A 753-nucleotide genomic window follows, 5' to 3' on the forward strand; every position below is an offset into this window, starting at 1 on the left:
GTGTCCAGTCGGCCAGCTTCATCAGGCGGGTCCAGAACGCCGGCCTCTCATACGAATCGCAAAAGCCGACCGGCAGATCGTAGGCCACCACGCGACGCATGAAAGCTTCGTGCTGCGGCAGCGTGCTGTGGTTGGTCGGCTCGGCGTGATAGGTATCGAGCCGCTGCAACATTTCGTCCTGCGTTTCAAGTCGGGTCGTCCGAGTGGAGCTGTAAATGTCCTCCGTCGTCACGGTGCGCTCCGGCTGATAAATCGAGCGCATATAACGGTAATCGGGATCAGCGTAATGCCCTCCGTTCGGGTCATTGGGATCGGAAACCCACTTGCCCATTTCATCCACTCCTTTACGCGAGTTTTCGAACGGCCACATTTCTTCCGCCGTGACGGGCTGCGGCACCTCTTCCGCGTTGATAGTCACGGTCTTGTCGGGATGGGGTACGGCCCACAGTTTCATGAGGGGCGAAAAAATATCGCGGTTTCCATTCCAGAAATCTGTCGGCTTCGCACCGGGTACGAGCTTGTCTTCGGGAATCGGCGGCAGCGTACCGAACTTCTTTACGCCCGGCGCGTCGCCCACTGGCGTGCCACGTGCCAGCATGCGCTGTTTGACGGTATCGCCCAGCTCGGCGAGCAGTCTGTCGTCCACGCCCTGCCAACCGATGCTTTGCAGCGGTACCGCGCCCATCACGCGGTCGTGCGGCGTGAAATACACGTACAGCCTGCCGTGATTGTCGCGTTCGTCCACGCCGGATT

Annotated in this window: 1 protein-coding gene; it reads right to left on the minus strand. The window is 60.0% G+C overall.

Annotated elements, in window-relative coordinates; genetic code table 11:
* On the minus strand, nt 1-753 hold a 753-nt coding region (locus PXJ20_RS32880; protein WP_421057512.1), incomplete at both ends, for a T6SS effector phospholipase Tle3 domain-containing protein.

Source organism: Paraburkholderia sp. A1RI_3L, assembly GCF_048957895.1.
Lineage (GTDB): Bacteria > Pseudomonadota > Gammaproteobacteria > Burkholderiales > Burkholderiaceae > Paraburkholderia > Paraburkholderia kururiensis.